At 64.7% G+C, this 17,233-nt stretch carries 20 protein-coding genes; 8 read left to right on the top strand and 12 right to left on the bottom strand.

Annotated features, from left to right (window positions below):
• A complete protein-coding gene (locus H6718_16595; protein ID MCB9587020.1) occupies positions 1-867 on the top strand; it encodes a thioesterase family protein in 867 nt (288 codons plus the stop codon).
• Here the strand turns inward: H6718_16595 and H6718_16600 are convergent.
• Entirely contained in the window at positions 825-1,580 is a 756-nt protein-coding gene (locus H6718_16600; GenBank protein MCB9587021.1) for a glycosyltransferase family 2 protein, read from the bottom strand. The genes H6718_16595 and H6718_16600 overlap by 43 nt on opposite strands.
• Before the next feature lie 105 nt (positions 1,581-1,685).
• On the opposite strand from H6718_16600, the gene H6718_16605 reads away from it, so the two are divergent.
• Positions 1,686-2,339: a hypothetical protein gene (locus tag H6718_16605; protein MCB9587022.1), complete on the top strand. Its 654-nt coding sequence runs from the start codon at positions 1,686-1,688 to the stop codon at positions 2,337-2,339.
• Between the two features lie 17 nt (positions 2,340-2,356).
• On the opposite strand, the gene H6718_16610 is transcribed toward H6718_16605, so the two are convergent.
• Positions 2,357-2,806, bottom strand: a complete 450-nt coding sequence (locus tag H6718_16610) for a rhodanese-like domain-containing protein (GenBank protein ID MCB9587023.1) — start codon at positions 2,804-2,806, stop codon at positions 2,357-2,359.
• Between the two features lie 96 nt (positions 2,807-2,902).
• Between H6718_16610 and H6718_16615 the strand changes: the two genes are divergently transcribed.
• On the top strand, positions 2,903-4,573 hold the full coding sequence (locus tag H6718_16615; GenBank protein MCB9587024.1) for a ribonuclease J: 1,671 nt from the start codon (positions 2,903-2,905) through the stop codon (positions 4,571-4,573).
• Between the two features lie 10 nt (positions 4,574-4,583).
• On the top strand, positions 4,584-5,591 hold the full coding sequence (locus H6718_16620) for a metallophosphoesterase (protein MCB9587025.1): 1,008 nt from the start codon (positions 4,584-4,586) through the stop codon (positions 5,589-5,591).
• Positions 5,592-5,659: 68 nt separating this feature from the next.
• Here the strand turns inward: H6718_16620 and H6718_16625 are convergent, their stop codons facing one another.
• The 5 genes from H6718_16625 to H6718_16645 form a co-directional block, all read right to left on the bottom strand.
• Positions 5,660-6,334, bottom strand: a complete 675-nt coding sequence (locus tag H6718_16625) for a hypothetical protein (GenBank protein MCB9587026.1) — start codon at positions 6,332-6,334, stop codon at positions 5,660-5,662.
• Positions 6,335-6,611: 277 nt separating this feature from the next.
• On the bottom strand, positions 6,612-7,199 hold the full coding sequence (locus H6718_16630; GenBank protein ID MCB9587027.1) for a peptidylprolyl isomerase: 588 nt from the start codon (positions 7,197-7,199) through the stop codon (positions 6,612-6,614).
• Between the two features lie 204 nt (positions 7,200-7,403).
• Positions 7,404-8,870 (bottom strand): MATE family efflux transporter, encoded by a 1,467-nt coding sequence (locus H6718_16635; GenBank protein MCB9587028.1) that lies wholly within the window; start codon positions 8,868-8,870, stop codon positions 7,404-7,406.
• A gap of 103 nt (positions 8,871-8,973) precedes the next feature.
• Positions 8,974-9,213: a hypothetical protein gene (locus H6718_16640; GenBank protein MCB9587029.1), complete on the bottom strand. Its 240-nt coding sequence runs from the start codon at positions 9,211-9,213 to the stop codon at positions 8,974-8,976.
• Positions 9,214-9,380: 167 nt separating this feature from the next.
• A complete protein-coding gene (locus H6718_16645; protein MCB9587030.1) occupies positions 9,381-9,671 on the bottom strand; it encodes a hypothetical protein in 291 nt (96 codons plus the stop codon).
• Between the two features lie 173 nt (positions 9,672-9,844).
• Here H6718_16645 and H6718_16650 point away from each other — a divergent pair, with 173 nt between their 5' ends.
• The 3 genes from H6718_16650 (at position 9,845) to H6718_16660 (ending at position 11,389) form a co-directional block, all read left to right on the top strand.
• Positions 9,845-10,009, top strand: a complete 165-nt coding sequence (locus H6718_16650) for a hypothetical protein (protein MCB9587031.1) — start codon at positions 9,845-9,847, stop codon at positions 10,007-10,009.
• Positions 10,010-10,031: 22 nt separating this feature from the next.
• Positions 10,032-10,178, top strand: a complete 147-nt coding sequence (gene tatA / locus H6718_16655; GenBank protein ID MCB9587032.1) for a twin-arginine translocase TatA/TatE family subunit — start codon at positions 10,032-10,034, stop codon at positions 10,176-10,178.
• 155 nt (positions 10,179-10,333) lie between these two features.
• Complete coding sequence (locus H6718_16660) at positions 10,334-11,389, top strand: hypothetical protein (protein ID MCB9587033.1); 1,056 nt, start codon at positions 10,334-10,336, stop codon at positions 11,387-11,389.
• Between the two features lie 107 nt (positions 11,390-11,496).
• On the opposite strand, the gene H6718_16665 is transcribed toward H6718_16660, so the two are convergent.
• The 5 genes from H6718_16665 to H6718_16685 all read right to left on the bottom strand — a co-directional run bounded on the left by H6718_16665 (position 11,497) and on the right by H6718_16685 (position 15,809).
• The gene (locus H6718_16665) at positions 11,497-11,943 is read right to left on the bottom strand and encodes a hypothetical protein (protein ID MCB9587034.1); all 447 of its coding nucleotides are present in this window, start codon (positions 11,941-11,943) and stop codon (positions 11,497-11,499) included.
• 225 nt (positions 11,944-12,168) lie between these two features.
• Positions 12,169-12,570, bottom strand: a complete 402-nt coding sequence (locus H6718_16670; protein MCB9587035.1) for an FHA domain-containing protein — start codon at positions 12,568-12,570, stop codon at positions 12,169-12,171.
• A 129-nt stretch (positions 12,571-12,699) separates the two neighbouring features.
• Positions 12,700-13,908, bottom strand: coding sequence for a thiolase family protein (locus H6718_16675; GenBank protein ID MCB9587036.1), 1,209 nt, complete (start codon positions 13,906-13,908; stop codon positions 12,700-12,702).
• A 70-nt stretch (positions 13,909-13,978) separates the two neighbouring features.
• Complete coding sequence (locus tag H6718_16680; GenBank protein MCB9587037.1) at positions 13,979-14,863, bottom strand: 3-hydroxyacyl-CoA dehydrogenase family protein; 885 nt, start codon at positions 14,861-14,863, stop codon at positions 13,979-13,981.
• A 100-nt stretch (positions 14,864-14,963) separates the two neighbouring features.
• Positions 14,964-15,809 carry a hypothetical protein gene (locus H6718_16685; protein MCB9587038.1) on the bottom strand — a complete coding sequence of 282 codons (846 nt, stop codon included), beginning with the start codon at positions 15,807-15,809 and terminating at the stop codon, positions 14,964-14,966.
• Between the two features lie 293 nt (positions 15,810-16,102).
• Between H6718_16685 and H6718_16690 the strand changes: the two genes are divergently transcribed.
• Positions 16,103-17,227, top strand: a complete 1,125-nt coding sequence (locus tag H6718_16690; GenBank protein ID MCB9587039.1) for a hypothetical protein — start codon at positions 16,103-16,105, stop codon at positions 17,225-17,227.
• Positions 17,228-17,233: the final 6 nt, after the last annotated feature.

Consider the following 17,233-nt stretch of genomic DNA (forward strand, 5'->3'; position numbering starts at 1 on the left):
GTGAGCCGTTCGTTCTCTGAAGAGCTCGCCCTGGAATGGTCCGGTGATCACGGGGCCAGCTACGTAGGTGAGCTGAGCGACGACTGGAGCTTTCGCAGTCCTTCGGGCGGTCTCTTGAGCGCGTTGGGCGTCGCCGCGATGCGTGAAGAGCTGCGCCGCCTTGGAAGGGGGGAGCAGGCTCCGCTCAGTTGCACCGCGACCTTCTGCTCCGTCGTGCCTAGTGGGCCGGTGCGCGTGGAGGTCACGCCGCTGCGCGTGGGGAACGCCGTTTCCCAACTCAGGGCCCGCGTGTTTGCTGCGGAGTCCGACGAGCTCGGGCTCGAGGTCAGCGCGAGCTTCGGCGTCCCACGCAGCGGACCCGAGTTTTGTGCGGTTCGATTCCCCGAGGTAAGGGAACTCGAGGCGAGTCCTGCGGGGAGCGGAGGCGTGCCGTTTGCTCCAGGTGTCGTACCGCGCTTCTTTCAACGCTTCGAGGCGCGGCGCGCCGCAGGCAACGACCTATGGGCGAAGGACTGGAGCGCTGGGGAGGCGCATCACGCCCGCTGGGTGCGCTTTCTGGATGAGCCGAGAGGCGCGGATGGGAAGCTCGAACTCCTGAGTTTGGTCGCCCTTGCTGACACCATGCCCCCGTCCGTCGTGCAGTACCTGGGGCCTGGCTTCGAACCCTTCATCGCGCCCTCGCTCGACTTGACGGTGCACCTCGTCAGGTCAACCACGCGGCAGTGGCTCTTGTGCAGCGCCCGGGCCCGCGTGGCGTTTCGCGGCTACGCGAGCGCAGAGATCGAGATCTGGGACGACGAGCGAAACTTGCTCGCCTTTGGGACTCAGGTGATGCTCTTCCGTAAGCCACCGAAGACTTTGCCGTGAGGAAATAGCTTGCGCTTGCGCTCTCCGGCCCAACGCCTGGCGATCAGCGCACACACGCTGAAGAAGTGATAAGGGCGGATTCCGCTTGCTTCGTCTGCGTAGACGGGGGCAACAGCCACTTCGGCGACGCGCAACCCGGCCCTGGCGGCGAGCGCCAACAGGTCGTTTGGGTAGCCGTATCGCGGCCAGAGTTCGTCCAGGTCCAGTCGCTCCAGGGCGCGCCCGCTGATCGCGGTGTAGCCGCACTGGCTGTCACTCAGCGCGTAGCCCGTCGCGCGCGCCGTGATGAAGCCAAGCACGTATCCCGCAGCGCGGCGCTCCCAGGGCATGCGCCGGGCAGCTGCGTGGATCAGGCGGTTGCCTTTCACATACTCAGCGCGATCGCGCACTAACGGCTCGAGCAGGCTTGGGAGGTCCGCGGGATCCATTTGGTCGTCCGCTGCCATCACCACCACGATGTCTGCGCCTGCTGCTGCGGCGGCGAGATAGCCGCTGCGGATCGCGGCTCCCACACCCTGATTTTGGGCATGACGCAGCACCTGCACCCGCGGGTCGAGCGTGGCGCTGGCTACCTCGGCGGTCGCGTCTTGGCTCGCGTCGTCGACCACCAGAACGCGGTCAAAGTGCTTGGATGCTCGCCCCAGCATGCGGGGGAGCAGCCGCTCTTCATTGTAGGCGGGGACGACGCACCAGACGCTGTGGGAGGAGAACATCGACTAGGCCTCGCTTAGCCTTCGCGAGGCTTTTCCGCAAGGTTGTGAGCAAACGGAACGAGTGGCGCGCTTGCCCGGCGCGCGACTCGCGGGTATGCGAGTGCCGTGAGTCAGCCGGCTGCTTCCACCGCCACACCGCCGCGCAATCCATCGCGGCGGCGCGTGCTGCGCTGGGCAACCGGAGTCGCGATTGGTCTTCCGGCTCTTTGGTTTGGTGTGGCGTGGTTGCGCTACCCAAGCGACAAGACCCCCGAGGGGGCGTACTTGCGAGTGATGAGCGCGGTCAATCGCGACCATCCGGAGGACTTCTTCCCCTATATCGAAACCGAAGCGCAGCACGCCTGCTACACGCTCAGAGACTACAAGAAGAAGGCGCGTGACCGGGTGCTCGCCGCGTATCCCGAACCCGAGAGGACGCGCCTCGCGAAGCGCTACGAGCAGATCGCTGCGGCTCCCGATGGCAAAGACGTGTTTGGGATCTTTGCCCGTGAGCTTGGCTGGATGGATCGACTCCGCAAGGACCTGAGCGCCGTCGCGAAGGTCGACATCCAGGGTGAGCGCGCGAGCGTGGAGACGGTGAGGGGAACCCGCTACCCGTTTCGGCGCCGCGACAATGGGATCTGGGGGCTGACTCTGTTCACGGCTTTTCTGGTCGCTGAAGCGGAGAAGGCCGCGAGAGACTTTGCGCTGATCGACAAGTCTGCCGAAGACTACGAGCGAGCCGCAAAGCAGCCAAAGCCATCAGCTCCAAAGCCCTGAGCGGGGTTACCGCGCGGTTATGGCGGGGATGCCGCAAGCAGCGCGCCGTAGCCGCGTTCGGCGTCATCTCCGGTCACGACGGCCTGTCCTGCGCGCTGCCAGCCTGGCTCTCTGCGCCCGAATGCATCGCGACAACCATCAAAGCCGGTACGCAGCTCCAAGAGCTGGGTGTAACCGGCTGCAGTGAGCTGCTTCACCGCCACCTGAGAGCGGCCGCCAGCCTGGCACGCGATGAGGAGTGGCGTGTCGGTTGGGAAGGTCGCCTGGGCGACTCGCAAGAAGTCTGGGTTCGGGGCGAAACCGCTCTCTCCAGCGTGCATGACGGGGATGTTGTAGGCAGCTGGCGCGTGCCCCGCCGCGAACTCGATGCTGCTCCGCACATCCAGGTAACGGTATCCGTCGGCGAGAGCTTGCAGCGCCTGCTCGACGCCAACGCGCTGTGCGTTCATGGGCCGCTGTTCAGTCATTGGCTCTCCACCGGCATCGGGCTTTCGTAGCAGCTTCCGGTGCGCACGTCTGCTGACCGGAGCGGGAGCCTTGGAGTATGGTGAGAGGGAACTCCGATGCGCGAACTCCTCCAGGGTGAACTCCGCCTCCTACCACTTGGGGGCCTCGGCCAAGTCGGCATGAACTGCCTGGCGCTCCAGGCACCAGAAGGCGTGCTGTTGATCGACTGCGGCACGTGCTTTCCCGAAGGCGACTACGGCGTCGACGTCATTCATCCCGACTTCAGCTGGCTCTTTTCAGGGGGCAAGCAGCGCCGCTTGCTCGGGGTGTTTCTCACTCACGGCCACGAAGATCATATCGGTGGTCTGCCCTACTTGCTTCGTGGGGCAAACGTGCCCGTGTGGGGACCACCCCACGCCCTCGCCATGGCCACCAAGCGCTTGCGCGAGCACGACTACAATCCGGATTCCCTCAGATTGATCCCCACGGAAGTAAGGCAGCGCTACGATATCGGTCCCTTCTGCATCGAGTCGTTTCGGGTGACCCACAGTATCTGCGACGCGACGGCATTGGCCATCGAGACACCCGCGGGCTTGGTCGTGCACTCTGGTGACTTCAAGCTGGACCCAGCGCCCCCGGATGGTGAGCTGACGGATGTCGAAGGGCTTCGCGCCCTGGGTAAGCGCGGCGTTCGGCTGCTGCTCAGCGACAGCACGAACATCGACACTCAGGGCCACACGCTCAGCGAAGCCGAGGTCGCCGAGCGGCTCGATGTGCAAATCAAGACGGCTCGCGAACGCGTCGTCATCGGTCTCTTCGCTTCGAACATCCAGCGCTTGATCACCATCGGGCGCATCGCGCGCGAGCGCCGTCGGCGGATTTGCTTGCTCGGCCGTAGCCTGATCACCCAGGTCGACGTGGCGTTGACCCTGGGCAAGCTCGACTGGCCCAGCGATTTGCGGATCGCTCCCGAACAGGCTCAGAGTTTCCCCAGGGATGAACTCCTGGTGCTGGCCGGGGGCACCCAGGCTGAGCCGGGCTCGTCGCTGTACCGGCTGTCGCGGGGGGAGCATCACCAGCTCAAGCTCTCACCGCGGGATCGAGTAATCCTGAGCAGCCGTGTCATCCCGGGGAACGAACGCGAGGTCTCGCGACTGCATGATGATTTCCTGCGCCTCGGAGTCGACCTCGTCAATCGTCACAACGACCGGCAGATCCACGCGAGCGGGCACGCAGCGAGAGAAGAGCAAGCGGAGCTGATGCGCCTGCTGGAGCCGCGCGCCTTCATGCCCGTGCACGGCACCCTGCATCACCTCACGGGCCACGCGGAGCTGGCGCGCGAGCTGGGCATTGAACAGCGTCTGGTGATCGAGAACGGCAACTCCGCGCTGCTCAGCGAGACGAGCCTGGAGCGCGATGTAGACTTCACCTCGGGGTCTATTTCCGTGGGGTTTGGGGGGAGGGCGATCGACTCCGAGAGTCTGCGGCGCCGGCGCGAGCTAGGTCGCAGCGGCGTGCTCTTCGCGAGCGTCGTCATCGACGACCGCCTGAGAAGTCTCGCGGCGCCGGCAGTGAGCGCGCGCGGCCTACCGGGGCTCGACGATGAGGAGCCGGTGTTGCGACGCCTCGGCAAGGAGCTCGAGCGGGGCTTGAAGCAGCTGGCGAAGGGCAATCGAGAGCGGCGCGCGAGTGAGATAGAGAGTGAGCTGACTCGCATCTTGCGGCGGGCCGCCGAGGACGCCTGCGGCACGCGCCCTCGAGTGGAAGTGCATTTGATTTGGCGGTAAGTGGATCGACATGCGACTTCCGATTGCCCCCGCCTTGCTCTTGAGCGGGATGATCGTCTTGGCTGCGTGTGACAAGCAGCCTGAGCCGAAGAGCAAAGCGACGCTTGAGTCCCACGGGAGCAGCGCGTCGTCCGCGGCGCCAAAGTCCGCTGCCCGCCCTGACATCACGCCGAGCATCCCTTTCAAGTTCCCTGCTCCTGAGCGCCTGGTGGCGGTTGGCGACGTGCATGGTGACTTCGACGCGACCCGGAAGGTCCTCCAGCTGGCGCAGGTGGTCGACGAGGCAGGGCACTGGAAGGCAGGGAAGCTCGTCGTAGTTCAAACGGGTGACCAGCTAGACCGTGGGGACGACGAGCGTAAGATCCTCGACTACTTCGAGACTCTCCGCGAGGAAGCAAAGAAGGCAGGTGGCGCCTTGCATGTGCTCCTCGGCAATCACGAGACCATGAACGCGATGGCGGATTTCCGCTATGTCACTCCCGGCGGATTCAAAGCGTTTGCCGACGTCGAAGAGAGCGGGGTACCGGAGTCAGTGATCGGTCGCTACCCCGCCTCCGCTCAGGGCCGTGCCCGGGCGCTGTTACCTGGAGGCAAGTACGCAGCGCTGCTCGCCAAGCGCAACACGGTGGTCATCGTCGGGGACTCCTTGTTCGTGCACGGCGGCGTGCTCCCCGAGCATGTGGACTACGGGCTCGGCCGGCTGAACGAGGAGGTGCGCGACTGGTTGTCCGGGAAGAAGTCTTCTCCGCCAAGCATCATCGCGAGAGATGACGCGCCGGTGTGGTCCCGCGACTACTCAGAGCCTGCCGGTGGGAAGGCGGACTGCAAGCGCCTCAGCGAAGTGCTCGACCGGCTCAAACTGAAGCGCATGGTGGTAGGGCATACGGTTCAGAGTCAGGGCGTGACTCAAGCTTGTGATGGCAAGGTTTGGCGCATCGACGTTGGCCTAGCGCACCACTACGGAGGTCCCACTCAGGCGCTTGAAATCCGCGGGGAGACGGTCAGCGTCGTGAAGTAGGCGGCTGTTCCGCGGGTGCTCGCTTCCGCTTGAAAGGGGCACCTCACCCCCAAAAGAACTCGCAGCTGCTAGCGAAGACCGATCGCCCGTACGCGACGCACGTGGGTGGCGTTCGGGAGCCGCTGGCTGGATCGCTCTAGGGTTGCGAGGCTCGCGTAGGTTCGCGGGATGTCACCGGCTGCAAGGGGCAGCGCGACCGCTTCTCGCCGCTCGAAGAAGCCGCTGACAACGGGTAGGACTTCGTACCACTCGACGCGGCGCCCGAGGTCTGCAAGCAGCTTGAGCTCTTGAAGGAAGCCGACCTGTGCCTCGCTCAGGCCAGCGGCTCTCCCCAGCTCGCCTTCGGGATACTCACCCAGCCAGGCGTTGAGTCGCACGGCATGCGCACGCAGCTCCAAGGGAAGCTCCGGCTGGTCGGCCAAGGCTGTTCCTGAGTGGAAACACTGCGCGCCGAGGCGTTCGAGGGCGGAATCGATCGCCCGGGGGAGTTCGCCAGAGTCACACACCGTCGCGCGGATGCGGTGCTCTTCGACGACCACTACTAGCTCTTGCTCTGCACCTGGCTCGCGTTTCGGGAGCAGCACGCCAAGCTCGCTCAGGGCGGAAACCAACGCGTCCCAGCGAGCCGAGTCGTCCGCTGGATAGCGGCCCTCCAGGGTTCGTAGGTCCACACCGCCGATGCTCGAGCTGTGCATGGATCCGGTCGAAGCAATCGACGTGCCAGTGCGGGGTTCGCGACGCATCGCGACATTCGCAAACCAACTAGCTCCGAGTGCCAGTTTTGTCCCCCTGTGCATCGATTGGCCTACGCGAACATTTCCATTCGGTTACTCGCTGGGCCCTCGCGAGGGCAACTCACCCCGATCTTGGGTTTTGGTTTGGGGGGAGGAACCCTCCATGGTCCGAGCCACAAAAAGCCGACGGGCGGCTCCAAGAGGAGCCGCCCGTTCAGCGCTGCGCAGGTTCTAGCCGCTGTAGCGTCCGAGCCGCTGGGCAAGTGCTAGTCGCTGCCTGTCCGCATCACGCCGCGGGCGGCGTTTCACTGCGGAAAATCTCGAGCTTGCTCAGCACCTGGTCGTCTTGGGGACGATCGCGCGCGCCCGTGCGCACATTCGCGATCTTCAGCACGACGTCCATGCCAGCGACCACGTGCCCAAATACCGAGTGGCGGTTGTCGAGGTGAGGCGTGGGCACCTCGGTGATGAACCACTGCGCGCCGTTGGTGTTCGGCCCGGAGTTCGCCATCGAGAGCACGCCCGGCTTGTTGTGGCGCAGCTCCGGGTGGAACTCATCCTGGAACTTGTAGCCCGGGTTGCCGGTACCCCAGCGATTGGCGTTGGCGGGGTCACGGCTGAGCGGGTCGCCGCACTGGATCATGAAGTTAGGAATTACCCGGTGGAAACGCACGCCGTCGTACAGCGGGGTGCCCTGCATGTTCTGGCCGTTGGCGTCCTTCCAGGCGATGGCGCCGGTGGCGAGACCAACGAAGTTCTTGACGGTTTCCGGGGCGCGCTGCTCCTCCAGAGCGAGCACGATCGTGCCCTGCGTGGTGTGCATACGGGCGTAGAGCTGGCCGCTACCTGCGACGTTGATCGGCGGGAATTCCATCGGTAGTCCTTGGGTAAGTGTCATCAGAAGGCGCGGCAGCTGCCGCGCGAGTGAGTGGGCGACCCCCTGTCGCTCACGCGAGACGTGGTCCTACCAGAGCTGCCGAGATGGGTGTAGAGCCCCGCCGCCCGGCGCATAAAAGTCGGACGGCGTACGCCCATTTTCAGGGCGCACGCCGTCCTTGGGTGCTCGCGGTTCTTGGGACTACTCGGCAGGAACCGCTACGGGAACGTCGCTCTCGAGCTCTTGACGGCTCCGCTCCGCGGCGCGCTTCCAGCCGCCTCGCTCGAGACGCCACCAGAGAAAGAGCGCGCCAGCGACGATCTCGACGCTCAGCCCAATCCAACCTCCGAGGGCCCCCCAACCGAGGTGCTTGCCCAGGAAGTACGTGAGGGGCGGTGTCGCGAGCCAGGCGAGCGCGCCGGTGACCAACGCGGGTCGACGTACGTCGCCGGTACCGCGCAACACGCAGCGCCCTACGATGTGCATGCCGTCGAACACTTGAAAGACGGCGGCCACGTAGAGCAGCGAGCGAGTGACGCGGATGAGCTCCGGGTCGTCGGTGAAGGCGCTGATCAGCCAGTTTGGGAAGAGCGCGATCACCAAGGCGCAGCTCCCGGTGTACAGCGACACGAGCAGTAGCGTCTGGCGCCCGACGCGCTTGACCAACCCGTCTTCGTTCGCGCCCACTGCCTGACCCACGAGGATGCTGGCGGCCTCCCCAGTGGCGAACGCTGGCAGGAACGAGAAGTGAACGAGCTGCATCGCGATCTGGTGACCCGCACCGTCGGTCTCACCCATGCCGGCGATCAACACGGTCAACAGCGCGAACGAGCCAACCTCCACCAGCATCTGCAGACCCAGCGGCCAACCCATGCGCACGACGTCGAGCACATCCCGCGAACGCACGCTGCGAAAGCCAAAGCCGTCGCTGCGCTGGACGTAGAGCAGCGCCAGACACTCGAGACCAGCCGCTGCCACCGAGGCCCACGCCGCACCTGCCGCACCTAATCCGAGCGGAAAGATGAACAGGTAGTCGAGGCCGATGTTCGCGCCGTTCGCGAGCAAGGAGATGCGCATCGGAGAGTGTGAGTCACCCACTCCGTAGCGAACTTCCCTCAGGGCAACGCTGCTCAGCACCAGCGGCGCGCCAAGGTTACGCACCCAGAAGTATTCAGCGGCGGTTTGCCCCTGAAGCGTGGTTGCAGCCATGTTCGTCAGCAGTGGGCCGAAGAATCGACCAAGCACGACAGCGACCAACCCCAGCGCGACCGCGCTGAGAACTCCAGCGGCGACTAAACGTGGGATGCGGTCGCGACGGGCGGCGCCCACGGCTTGGCTGATCAGCACCTTGACTGACCTCAAGCCGCCGAAGCCGAAGCAGATCAGGGTGAAGGCTGCAACACCACCCAAACCGACTCCCGCCACCTGAGCTGCCCCGAGCTGGCTGACGAACAAGGTGTCCGAGAGCGTCATGGCACTGAAAGACAGCATCGAGACGGCGATCGGCCACGCGAGCTTTGCCAGCTCGGGGAAGGGTTTGAGCCGCCACCTGAGCTTTTCGCGTTGCTCTAACGTGTTCGTTTGCATTTCCGTTGTTGGTTGTTGCCGTAGGGAACTAGGATCTGTTTGGTCTTTCGCCTCTGCTTCGAGGCTGCTTGCTTGGCTCATGGGAGCCTCCGAAACCGTCAGGTGCAACGCTGACGGACAAAGAAAAAGCCGCGGGTCCTTTCGGAGCCGCGGCAGCGAATCAGCCTAGTTTTTAGGCTTGGAGCTACATCAGAAGCTCCTCATCGCTGCCTTGGCTCACGCCATCCATGCGGTCACGCTTGACTACGAGCGCGACGCTCGGCTCCGCGCCAATGAGGCCGGAGGTGGCGACGTAGGCGCTGCTGACAGCCGAGCCCTCTAGGGAAGAGCCGCCGATGGCTGCGCACCACGTCACTGCGCACACCGCCGCTTCTGCGGTCGGCTGGGCTGCAGGTCCGGTGCTGTGAGTGGTGTTGGCTTTCATCGGGTTCCCTGGTGGTTCGGATTGGCGAGTTCGCTGCTGGTATGATCGCGCACTGCGCTCAATACCACTTGCTGGGCTTCTGGCATGCGCGCGGTGAAGGGTCAAGCAGGCTTGCTTGGTGCCTGGTTGCGAAGCAAGCTTGCGGCCTGTCTGACTCGCGCTTTTCGCTAGCTCGCGTTCTTCTGGCGTCCCTCGCCTGGGCGTTGAGTGTTGCCTGTGGCGCGGGGCAGGTCCCGTGGGTCCTGCCTGCCAGCACGGCGTCGGCCAACTGGCAGGGCGCGGAAACACGTGCCGAGCCGTGCGGCGACGATCGAGATGCCGCTGAGCGAGACAGTCTGCAGCGCGCGGCTGATGCGGGTGACCGCGGGCCCGCCGTTCATGGCACCTGCGCCATCCTGAGTCAGGCATGGGAGTTCTGCGGGGCTTCGAGCGACTACCGCCTCCTGAGCGTGCGGCATCGGGCGTCAAGCGGTGTTGGCGGCGCGACCTACGCCAGAGCCAGAGCTCCTCCACACATTTGAGTTCGTCTCGATCTCAAGCGTGAGCTCCACGGGCGCCAGCCCGTGGGTGTTTTATTTGTGTGGAAATATTGGTGCGCGTTCCGCGGTCGGTTCGCGCACGGGAGTAAGGTATGGCCAAGGTATCGAAGAAGGTTGGTGAGGAAGTCGTAGAAGAACGCAAGCGCTCAGCGGTTGAGCAAGCGGCGGACGAAGGACGGTATGACAGCGCCGCGAAGCCGTTGCTCGTCTTCGTCCTGCTGTTCGTGGCGCTATTGATTTATGGGTACTACGCGTGAGCGCGCACGCTCTGGAGGACCCATGGGCAGCTTGAGCCTCGCGCATTGGCTGATCGTGGCTCTGGTCGTGATGTTGGTGTTCGGGCCGAAGCGCCTCGCGGAGGCCGGCAAGGGCTTGGGCCAGGGCATTCGCTCTTTCAAGGAAGGGATGAAGGCGGACGACGAGTGATCCGAAGTTGCTCGTGCGAGTGGCGTCAAGCGCGTCACTCGCACTGCTTCCGGGGCGCGGTGCCGAAGCGACGCGTTTGCGCTTGGAAACTTCCGAACGACGTCCGCGGCTAACGGTTGTTTACCTGTGCCACCATTGCTGTGTATCGTCGCCCAATGTTGCGTCTTCTGGGGTGGGGAAGTCTCGCGTGTTTCGCGTTGGGTTGCAGCAGCACCTCGGTCAACGATGGACACGCTACGGCGGGCGCCGCAGGCAGTGCAGGCAGTGCAGGCAGTGCAGGCAGTGCAGGCAGTGCAGGCAGTGGGAATGGGGGCAGCGCTGGCTCGAGTTCGAGCGGTGGCTCTGGAGCCAGCGCGGGAACGGGCGGCTCAGGTGTCGGAGGAGCTTCCGGTAGCGCAGGTGCCGGCGCAGCAGCGGGTGCGGCTGGGACCGCGGGCAGTGGGGGACAGCCCGGCGATCCCTGCGCTGAGATCTTGAGTGAGTACGCAGCTGCCGGGGTGAACTGCGAGGACCTCGGGAGTCAGTCCGTCGCCGCCAACGCGATTTGGGGCGGCGGGTGTTCACGCTACTCCAGCCTGGTGGTTCAGCCGGTAACCGTTGTCGCTGACTCGGATCCAGCTGGGAAACCGACCGCATTGATCGCTGACACGATCGAGATTCAGGCAGGCGCCACGCTCTCGTTGGATGGCAAGGGCTTCGCCCAGGGTCTCGGACCAGGGCACGGGGCCACCTTCGAGAATACCTATGGGTCTGGGGCCGGACACGGCGGGAAAGGCTTGGATCGCGGCACTGCTCCGGGCGGCGGGACGTACGGGGTTGCTGCTTGGCCCGTTTCCGCGGGGTCCGGCGGCGGCATCGGAGTGGGTGATGGAGGTAGCGGCGGCGGTGCGCTACTCTTATGTGCTCGGCAGTCGATCACCGTGGACGGCCTGATCAGTGTCGATGGGGCGGGTTCGGGTCAAGGGGGAGGTGGGGCCGGCGGGAGCCTCCTGTTGGTTTCCCCAAGGATCCAAGGTGCAGGGAGCCTTAGCGCCCGGGGAGGTCTCGCCACGTGGTCTGTCTGCGGAGGCGCTGGAGCGAGTGGCGGTGGAGGACGTATTGCGCTTCGTGCGCTCGACAACCTCTTCACGGGTACGATCGACGTTTCCGGGCCGACCTTGTGTTACGGGACCGCCGGAACCGGGACATCGTATTCCGGTCCGTTACCCTGACCGTCAGCCGGCCGGACCCACGGCGCTGGCAGATCGCACGGCGTCCTACTTCGGCGCGTTGCCGTGAGCCTTCGTGCTGGCTGCTTTTGATATTTCCCCAGGGGAAATCAACCGGTTGCGCGGGGCCTGCCCTCGTCGAGCTCGGCTAGCAGATCATCCGGGTTGAGTTTGGAGTCGATGCGGCGCAAGGCGTTCTCGATTGCCGCCCGGCTGGAGTGGTGAACACCGGTCGGGAAGGGCGGCGAGCGCAGCCAGAAGATCGCCGTGAGCACTCCGCGGCTCACCGCGTTGGGAAATGCGAAGTCAACGCCAGCACAGCGCTTCTTCAGCAACGCCTCGTGCTTGTCCATCCAGGCAGCGGTCAGTCGTCTGGAGCGGGCGTCAGGCCGACCCGCAGAGTCGCTGCCCGCATCGTAGATCAGCACGCCGGGCTCATCCCGGGCAGCCAACACGCTGCGGGCGCTCTCCAACATCTCCGCCATGTCATCAGGGCTCACGAAGCCCACTCGTCGTGCGATGAACACGGGCGGCTTCTCGAGGATGACAAACGGCATGCCAACTATGAGGCTAACCTCGCGGCCGTGTGGTTGGAAGCATCGCCGCAGTACCGCGCGAATCCGCTGGCGGATGTGGCTGAATCACCTGGTTTTGAGCGTCAAAGGCTTTCGAGGTCGGGGTTTTCAAGGCAAGGCGCAGCGAGACCAAGGCGCAGCGAGGCCAGCGCCTGGCGCGCCACGGCGTCTGCAAACGTTGGGCTTCAGCGCGCCAAGCGCCGGACCTCAGTCGTTCTGAGGCTTGGTGGTGGAGAGGTTTCCGCGACGCTGAGCCGGCGGTTGCTCTGTTGCGGGCTCGCTCGCTTCAGGCGGCGGTTCGGCAGAGCTTGCGGTGCGTTCGAGTGGCTTCTGTCGCGTCTCTTGATAGGCGTCCGGAGCTGCCTGCACCACTTCGAGCTCGGCGCTGCCAATGCCGATGCGATCCCCCTCACTCAGCAAGTGCGGCTCGTCGATGGGCTCGCCGTTGACCCGCGTGCCGTTCGCGCTGTTCAAGTCTTGGATCTCGGGACCCTCTCGCGTGAGTCGCACGACGGCGTGCGTGCGACTGACCTCGTTGTCTGGGATCACGACGCTGCAGTAGGGGCTACGCCCCAAAATCGTTTCCCCCAAGCGGAGGGGAAAACGCACGCCGCGGTACCGTAGCCAGTAGCTGTCCAATCGAAACCCTGAAAGAAGGTAGAACCACGGCGTCGCGGCGGCAAGCGCAGCTGGAGCCGGCGAATCCGTGGGGACTCGCCATGCTGGCGCACGTGTAGACTATGCGCGCTCGAACAGGGTACTGATACCTTGTCCAACGCCAATACACAGCGAAGCGAGGCCGACGCGGGCGTCGGAGCGACCGCGCATCAAGTGCGCGAGAGTCGTAACGATTCGTGCGCCGGAGCAACCAATCGGGTGGCCGAGGCAGATCGCGCCTCCGTTTAAGTTGACGCGCGCCGGATCTAACTCGAGGCCCCGGATACACGCGATACTCTGAGCAGCGAACGCCTCATTTAGCTCCACGACGTCGATGTTCGGCACCCTGAGGCCCGCCCGACTCAACGCCTTCTTGGTCGCAGGAATTGGGCCTTCACCCATGAAGCTCGGGTGTACGCCCGCGGTCGCCGCCGCCACGAAGCGCAGCATGGGAGTGAGCCGCAGTTCTTTCACAGCGGACTCGCTGGCGAGCATGACCGCGGCGGAGCCGTCGTTCAGAGGTGATGAGTTTCCGGCGGTGACACTGCCATCCGCACGGAAAGCAGGCTTGAGCTTGCCAAGCGCTTCCATCGAGGTGTCGCCTCGGGGGGACTCATCCCGCTCGATTTTCAGCGGAGGTCCCTTCCTCTGAGGGATCTCCAACGGGATCACCTCGCCATCGAAAGCACCAGACTCCCAGGCCGCCGCGCCCTTCTTCTGGGAGTTCAGCGCGAACTCGTCCTGTTCGTCCCGGGTGATGCCGAACTTCTTTGCGACGTTTTCCGCGGTCTCACCCATGCCGATGAGTTCGAAGCGCTCGGCCATTTTGGGGTTCGGGTATCGCCACCCGAGCGTGGTGTCGAAGATCTCGGGTGCGCTGCGCGGAAACGCTTCGTTTGGTTTGGCCATCGAGTAGGGGGCCCGCGTCATGCTCTCGACGCCGCCCGCGATCGCGACGCTGGCCTCGCCGAGGGCGATCATTCGCGCGGCGTCGTTGATGGCCTCGAGCCCGGAGCCGCACAAACGGTTCACGGTCACCGCGGGCACTTCGTAAGGCAGCCCCGCGAGCAACAGCGCCATGCGAGCGACGTTGCGATTGTCTTCTCCCGCTTGGTTGGTGGAACCAAACACCACCTGATCGATGCGCTCGGCGGCCTTGGGCTGGCGCGCGACCAACGCGCTGATCACATGTGCTGCCAGGTCATCGGCGCGCACGGAGCTGAGGCCGCCGCGGTAGCGGCCGATGGGCGAGCGAACTGCATCGACGACGTATACTGCTTGCACTGCCATACGTTTCTCCTAACCCCCAAACCCTCGAGACGTCTAGTGAGGCGAAGGACCAGCGCGTGCGTTGGTCGGTTCAGGCAGGCACGGGACCTTCATCCGTCCAGCGATAGAAGCCGATGCCGGCCTTCCTTCCGGTGCGACCGGCGCGCACCATTTGGCGCAACAGCGCCGGAGGACGGAACTGTTCGCCGAGCTCTCGATGCAGGTGCTCCAGGATCGCTAGGCGTACGTCGAGTCCTACGAGATCCGTGAGCTTGAGCGGGCCCATCGGGTGTCGGTAGCCGAGTTCCATCGCACGATCGATGTCCACGGCTGATGCGACGCCGCTCTCCAGCATGCGAATCGCTTCCGCGCCGAGCGCCACACCGAGGCGGCTCGAGGCGAAGCCCGGGAAGTCGTTGACGACGATCGGCTCCTTCTCGAGTTGACGTGCGAACGCGAGGGCGCGCTCGACGCTGGCTTCGCTCGTGGAGAGCCCGCGCACGATCTCCAGCAGGGGCATGACGGGCGGCGGATTGAAGAAGTGTAGTCCGACCACTCGCTCCGCTTCGCCCAGGCGCTTGCCAAGCTCCGTCAATGAAAGGCTCGAGGTGTTGGAGCCGAGCAGTGTGTTCTCCCCCGTGCTGGAAATTACCGAGCGGAAAATTTCTACTTTGAGATCCATCTGTTCCGGGATCGCCTCGATCACCAGCTCGGCGTCGGCGACTGCCTCCTCGAGGTTTTCGGTACGCGTGATGCGCCCGAGGACTTCTTTCGAGTCGCCTTCGCTCATGCGCCCCTTCTCCACGGCGCGAGCGAGCTGCTTTTTGATCCCGGAGTCGGCGCGCTCGAGCTGCGCGTGTTGGACGTCGAACAAGCGGGTGGTGATCCCGCGCGTGGCGCACAGCTGCGCTATCCCCATGCCCATCGTGCCGGCGCCCAGCACCGCCACGCTCCAGACTTCACGTACGTCGCTCATGCGGCTACGGATAGGGGCGTGGGACGCAGAAGTCCACCAGGACAGCGCGGAACGGCTACGGAGAAACTAGATGTGCGATTGGCGCGCGCATCTACTGCTGTCAACCAAGTCGCATGCTGCGAGCGCCCACCTTGGAATCGCAAGTGACGCATTGCGACGGCACGTGTTGGAAGAGGTACACCTGGCCGCAGTTGGGGCACAGGCGCGCGTCCTCCTCCAGGGTGATCGTCTTCTTGCTAGCGGCGCATTTTCGCCCCGTGAGCTGCAAACCCTCGACCGGAAGCCGCTCGTAGGTAGCGCTCGGAAGACTAGGTAGCTGCTTCTCTTCGTCGTCGCTCAGCTTGAGCTGATCGGGACGGCGCTCGCTGGCTTCCTTCACGATCCACGCGACGGCGCTTTGATGCAGCTTGACCGGGATGCGCAGCACTAGCTCTTTCGAGTTGATCACCAGGTCGTTTCCCTGGAGAACTATCGACTCCACGTCGCACCAGAGCACCCGAGAGATTTCGCCTCGGCGCTCCACCGCGACGCCCGCGTCGCCGACGCGCACGGGATAGGCCGCTGCATCACCAAACACCAGCGCGGCCATCAGCGCAGCGGCGCCGCCCGCAACCAAGAAGGGCGCGTACTTGAGGGGCTCTTCCCGGATCCACTGACCGTGGACACCCGCACCGAGGGCCAGCGCGCCCAGGGCGCCTCCAATCAAGGCCACCGGGGTCGTGGTTAGGCCAGGCGCGTCGAAGCGCCGCTCGTGAACACGGCCGCCGCTCCGCTTGTCACCGCGTTCGCTCTTGGCCTTGCTCGCGGCAGCCCGGCGCTCCTTGCGGTTCGCTGTCTTCCCACGCTTCTCGCGCTTTTCGCTTTTGGCTCCGGCGCTGTTCTTGACGCGGTTTTCTTTGACAGGGCGGTTCTCTTTGACAGAGCTGTTCTCTTTGACTGCGGCCATGGCTTTCCGGCCGGTCTTACAGCGGTTTCAGCGCTTGGAACTAGGAGAAAGTAGGACTGGCTCCCACCAGGGAAAAACAGCCTCGTCGGTCTGCAGAGTGTGCACACCAAATCAGCACAGCACACATTGGCACCCCCCCGAACGGGACATTGACTCCTGCTCACTGGATGTGGACGCTGTGAGGTTGAGGAACATCGAGTTCGTGTCCGGACGCCGAACAGCGCGCTCCATGCTCAGCGCGACCTAGGGCGCAGTACGGTCGTAACCGGACACACAGAGGGAAGGGCATCGTCATGCGCGAAGGGGACAACGGTCACGGGTCGGTCAGGCTACACACTGCAGCCGCGTTGGCGCTGGGCGGCATCATCGCCTTCATCGGAGCTTGCGGTGGAGCACCCCCGGCGGAAACGCCGACTATCGACAACAGCAAGAAGGAGCCCACGGCTGAAGCCCCAGCGCCTTCCTCCAGCGTCGATCCCAAGGTGGTGGCAGACGCGAACGTGGATGGACTCCTGGCTCAGCTCGAGGGCGGACCGACGAGCGGACCTCCGTCGACTCCTCCACCTGCACCAATTCCGCGCGGTACACCGGCAGTGGATGTCGCTCCGTCGAGCTGGCGCCCCGGCACCTTCATGAACAAGGCCCTCGACGAGATGTCGACGGCGACGCTTGCGGTTCAGCGACTGGGCGAGTCGAAGGGACTCACCGTGGGCTTCGACGACACCGCCGCGACCTTCATGGGCGCTTACATGTATCCCGGCAAGCCGGTGAGGTTCACTCGCACCTTCGATGCGGGCGTGATGTATGTCTTCGTGTCGGGCAGCAGTCGCGCGAGCGGCGTCCAAATCACGGTTACGGATCTCTCGGGACAGCAGCTGGCGGGCGGCTCCAAGGGCGCGGTGGTGTTCACCCCGGCTACCTCGGGCTCCTATGCCGTCCACACCCAGGTTGCTCCGGGCAGCGACTCGAGCTTCGTGACCCTCGGAGTGATGCGCAGCGGTGGCCTGGACATCCCGGTCAAGCGCATCCAGGAGTCGGTCTATGGCGGGGTAAAGAAGGCCGCGCAGCTGTCCGCTGGCGTCGCCAAGCGCGGCATCGGGAACAGCCTAGTTTTCCACGATGAAACGAACTGGGCGCTCTACGGCACGGTGCTCGACAAGGGTGAGGAGATCACCTTTGGTGGCTTGAACCTGCGGAAGAAGCATGTGCTGCTTGGTTCCGGTGACTCGGCGAGCACCGACATCAATCTCCAGTTGGTGGATAGCAGCCGAAATCCCGTCTCGACCGACAAGGATCCAGATCCCGTCGCTGTCCTTGGCTTCAACTCGACGGCTCCCGGGCCCTACAGCCTGCGCGTGCAGTGCGCGGGAGCCACTGGCAAGACGCTCGTTACAGCGATTGTGCTCACCGTCGACTAGCGGGCT

This window comes from Polyangiaceae bacterium (genome assembly GCA_020633205.1).
GTDB lineage: Bacteria > Myxococcota_A > Polyangia > Polyangiales > Polyangiaceae > JAHBVY01.

Bases quoted from the DNA above. Each gene is read 5' to 3' on its own strand.
- H6718_16600 (MCB9587021.1), bottom strand. From the start codon at position 1,580: ATGTTCTCCTCCCACAGCGTCTGGTGCGTCGTCCCCGCCTACAATGAA.
- H6718_16610 (MCB9587023.1), bottom strand. From the start codon at position 2,806: ATGACTGAACAGCGGCCCATGAACGCACAGCGCGTTGGCGTCGAGCAG.
- H6718_16615 (MCB9587024.1), top strand. From the start codon at position 2,903: ATGCGCGAACTCCTCCAGGGTGAACTCCGCCTCCTACCACTTGGGGGC.
- H6718_16620 (MCB9587025.1), top strand. From the start codon at position 4,584: ATGCGACTTCCGATTGCCCCCGCCTTGCTCTTGAGCGGGATGATCGTC.
- H6718_16625 (MCB9587026.1), bottom strand. From the start codon at position 6,334: ATGCGTCGCGAACCCCGCACTGGCACGTCGATTGCTTCGACCGGATCC.
- H6718_16630 (MCB9587027.1), bottom strand. From the start codon at position 7,199: ATGGAATTCCCGCCGATCAACGTCGCAGGTAGCGGCCAGCTCTACGCC.
- H6718_16635 (MCB9587028.1), bottom strand. From the start codon at position 8,870: ATGAGCCAAGCAAGCAGCCTCGAAGCAGAGGCGAAAGACCAAACAGAT.
- H6718_16640 (MCB9587029.1), bottom strand. From the start codon at position 9,213: ATGAAAGCCAACACCACTCACAGCACCGGACCTGCAGCCCAGCCGACC.
- H6718_16645 (MCB9587030.1), bottom strand. From the start codon at position 9,671: ATGCCGCACGCTCAGGAGGCGGTAGTCGCTCGAAGCCCCGCAGAACTC.
- H6718_16650 (MCB9587031.1), top strand. From the start codon at position 9,845: ATGGCCAAGGTATCGAAGAAGGTTGGTGAGGAAGTCGTAGAAGAACGC.
- tatA (MCB9587032.1), top strand. From the start codon at position 10,032: ATGGGCAGCTTGAGCCTCGCGCATTGGCTGATCGTGGCTCTGGTCGTG.
- H6718_16660 (MCB9587033.1), top strand. From the start codon at position 10,334: ATGTTGCGTCTTCTGGGGTGGGGAAGTCTCGCGTGTTTCGCGTTGGGT.
- H6718_16665 (MCB9587034.1), bottom strand. From the start codon at position 11,943: ATGCCGTTTGTCATCCTCGAGAAGCCGCCCGTGTTCATCGCACGACGA.
- H6718_16675 (MCB9587036.1), bottom strand. From the start codon at position 13,908: ATGGCAGTGCAAGCAGTATACGTCGTCGATGCAGTTCGCTCGCCCATC.
- H6718_16680 (MCB9587037.1), bottom strand. From the start codon at position 14,863: ATGAGCGACGTACGTGAAGTCTGGAGCGTGGCGGTGCTGGGCGCCGGC.
- H6718_16685 (MCB9587038.1), bottom strand. From the start codon at position 15,809: ATGGCCGCAGTCAAAGAGAACAGCTCTGTCAAAGAGAACCGCCCTGTC.
- H6718_16690 (MCB9587039.1), top strand. From the start codon at position 16,103: ATGCGCGAAGGGGACAACGGTCACGGGTCGGTCAGGCTACACACTGCA.